Origin of the sequence: Alcanivorax sp. HI0007 (genome assembly GCF_001635525.1) — a bacterium.
Taxonomy (GTDB): domain Bacteria; phylum Pseudomonadota; class Gammaproteobacteria; order Pseudomonadales; family Alcanivoracaceae; genus Alcanivorax.
The window spans coordinates 1-2,805 of the sequence record NZ_LWEJ01000284.1 but is presented as its reverse complement, the minus strand read 5'-3'; the positions used below and the strand labels follow the sequence as shown (position 1 = coordinate 2,805).

At 60.9% G+C, this 2,805-nt stretch carries 3 protein-coding genes; 2 read left to right on the top strand and 1 reads right to left on the bottom strand.

Annotated features, from left to right (window positions below):
* Window positions 1-153 precede the first annotated feature (153 nt).
* A complete protein-coding gene (gene cobB / locus A3714_RS17215) occupies window positions 154-861 on the bottom strand; it encodes a Sir2 family NAD+-dependent deacetylase (protein WP_063510063.1) in 708 nt (235 codons plus the stop codon).
* A gap of 33 nt (window positions 862-894) precedes the next feature.
* Between cobB and A3714_RS17210 the strand changes: the two genes are divergently transcribed.
* Window positions 895-1,269 (top strand): hypothetical protein, encoded by a 375-nt coding sequence (locus A3714_RS17210; RefSeq protein WP_063510064.1) that lies wholly within the window; start codon window positions 895-897, stop codon window positions 1,267-1,269.
* A gap of 52 nt (window positions 1,270-1,321) precedes the next feature.
* Window positions 1,322-2,805: bifunctional GNAT family N-acetyltransferase/carbon-nitrogen hydrolase family protein (locus A3714_RS17205; protein WP_063527211.1), on the top strand; the 1,484-nt coding region annotated here is incomplete at its 3' end.

The window sequence follows — 2,805 nt, the reverse complement described above, 5'->3', positions numbered from 1 at the left end:
TGCAAGTTTCAAGTTTCAAGGCGCGGGTCAGGCGTGGTGGCAGGCTGTCAGAACAGGTGCCTCGCGCTGATACGTTGCAGCGCGGGCACGAGCTATCCGGTTAACCGCGACCTATTTCGCGCCTTGTAACTTGCAACTTGAAACTTTCTCCTGTCATTGCCCGATCAGTTCTTCCACATACGCCGGCACCAGCTCCGTGGCCAGCCCATGCTTGTGCTCGGCAAAAGCAGTCAGCCGCTGGGAGGGCTCCAGATTCAGCTCCACGGTATGGGCGCCGTGGCGGTTGGCTTCTTCCACAAAACCCGCTGCCGGGTACACATTGCCGCTGGTGCCGATGCTGATAAAGCGGTCGCAACGGGCCAGGGCCTGGTAGATACGCTCCATCTCCAGGGGCATTTCCCCGAACCACACCACATGGGGGCGCAGGCAGCCCTTGGCGCCGCAAAGCGGGCAGGGCAGGGTCGGGGTGAGCTCGCCGGTGACCTCCACCAGGCCACCGGAGGACTGGCAGCGGCCCTTGAGCAGTTCGCCGTGCATGTGGATCAGGTTGCGACTGCCGGCCCGTTCGTGCAGGTTGTCGATGTTCTGGGTGACCAGCAGTACCTGGCCAGCGGGAAAGGCCTGTTCCAGCTTTGCCAGGGCCTGGTGGGCCGCATTGGGCTTGATCGCCGCGCTGAGCAGCTGTTCACGGCGTTTGTTGTAGAAGTTCTGCACCAGGGTGGCATCGCGCAGAAACGCCTCCGGCGTGGCCACATCTTCCACCCGGTGGTTCTCCCACAGCCCGTCGGCGGCGCGGAATGTCTTGATACCGGATTCCGCCGAGATTCCCGCGCCGGTAAGTATTACAATGTTTTCAGCCATTTATCCGTCCGATTAGTCAGGATCATTTGTTTCATGGATACCATTATCGACCTACAGGAAAACCTCCCGTTGCCCCGGCGCGGCAATGTCACACTGCTGCATTTTCACCAGGGCATGGTACTGCTGGTGGGGGAGGATGCCGTGGGCCTGTACCGGGACCGCGTGGCCATCGACGACCCCCTGGCCAATGGTGTCATCGGCTATGAAACCATTCCACCCTCGCTGCAACCGGATTGGCAAGATGACTGCGGTTTTGTCCGTGAGCATCAGTCCGGCTACGTCGGTCTCAACGGTGGCGGCGTGATTTTTATTCGCCCCGATGGCGTGGCGCTCTATCCCAGCGGCATGCATGCGTTGCAGAATCGGGACATGAGCTGGCTGATTCCCTTTCCGCCGCTCAATGCATAATTTTTCCGGCATCGGTAAGCCCGCTGTCGGTGACTGAAGGAGCTGTTCTGTTATGGCAGAAGAAACCACTCGCCTGCGTCTGCGCACTCTCACCGAAGAGGATTACCCCGCGCTGGCGCTGCTCATGGACCAGGTGTACCACGACATCGGTGGGGCCTGGCCGGAAGAGACCATCAAGACCCTGATCCGTATCTTCCCGGAAGGGCAACTGGTGATCGAGGACAACGGCGAGCTGGTGGCCACCGCGCTGACCATCAAGGTCAAGTACGACCGCTTCTCCAATCCGCACCGCTATGAAGACCTGATCACCGACGACAAGGTGCGCTCCCACAACAGGAAGGGCGATGCGCTCTACGGCCTGGATGTGTTCGTGGACAAAGAATACCGGGGCTATCGCCTGGGCCGTCGTCTTTATGAGGCCCGCAAGGAGCTGTGCCGCGAGGAAAACCTGCGTGCCATCCTGGCCGGTGGCCGGCTGCCCGGCTACACCAACTATGCGGACCAGATGCCGGTCACCGAATACATCGAGCAGGTGGAAGCCCGCGCCATCTACGACCCCATCCTGTCGTTCCAGCTCTCCAACGGCTTCGACGTGAAACGTCTGATGAAGGCCTACCTGCCGGAAGACGAAGACTCCCACGGCTACGCCACCCTGCTGGAATGGGACAACATCCTCTACGAGCCGGAAGATGACGACGCCGAATGGCCGCGCCGCACCGTGGTGCGCGTAGGGGTTGTGCAGCGCCGCATGCGCGCCGCCCGCGATGTGCAGGACCTGCTCAACCAGGTGGAATTCTTCATCGATGCGTTGTCCGATTATCGCGCCGACTTCGCGGTGCTGCCGGAATTCTTTAGCGCACCGCTCATGGGCCTGCGTCCGGAATTGAACTCCGTGGAAGCGGTGCGCTTCCTGGCCAGCTTCACCGACGAAGTGCGCGACGCCCTGGCCGACATGGCGGTGAGCTACAACATCAACATCGTTGGCGGTTCCATGCCCGTCATCGAAAATGAAAAAGTCTACAACGTAGCCTACCTGATGCGCCGCGACGGCTCCGTGGAAGCCCAGTACAAGATCCACATCACCCCCCACGAACGGCGCGACTGGGTCATCCAGGGCGGTGACAAACTGCAGGTATTCGATACCGACGCGGGCCGCGTGGGCATCCTGATCTGCTACGACGTGGAATTCCCCGAGCTGGGTCGTATCCTGGCGGACGAAAAGATGGACATCCTCTTCGTCCCGTTCTGGACCGACACCAAGAACGGCTACCTGCGCGTACGCCATTGCGCCCAGGCCCGCGCCATCGAAAACGAATGCTACGTGGCCATCGCCGGTTCCGTGGGCAACCTTCCCCGGGTCGACGCCGTGGACATCCAGTACGCCCAGTCCTCGGTGTTTTCCCCCAGCGACTTCTACTTCCCCCACGATGCCATCATCAGCGAATCGGTGCCCAATACCGAAATGCTCATGTTCGCGGATGTGGATCTGGAAAAGCTGAAACTGCTGCACCGGGAAGGCTCGGTAACCAACCTGCG

Coding starts and splice junctions, on each gene's coding strand:
- cobB (WP_063510063.1), bottom strand. CDS start 861: ATGGCTGAAAACATTGTAATACTTACCGGCGCGGGAATCTCGGCGGAA.
- A3714_RS17210 (WP_063510064.1), top strand. CDS start 895: ATGGATACCATTATCGACCTACAGGAAAACCTCCCGTTGCCCCGGCGC.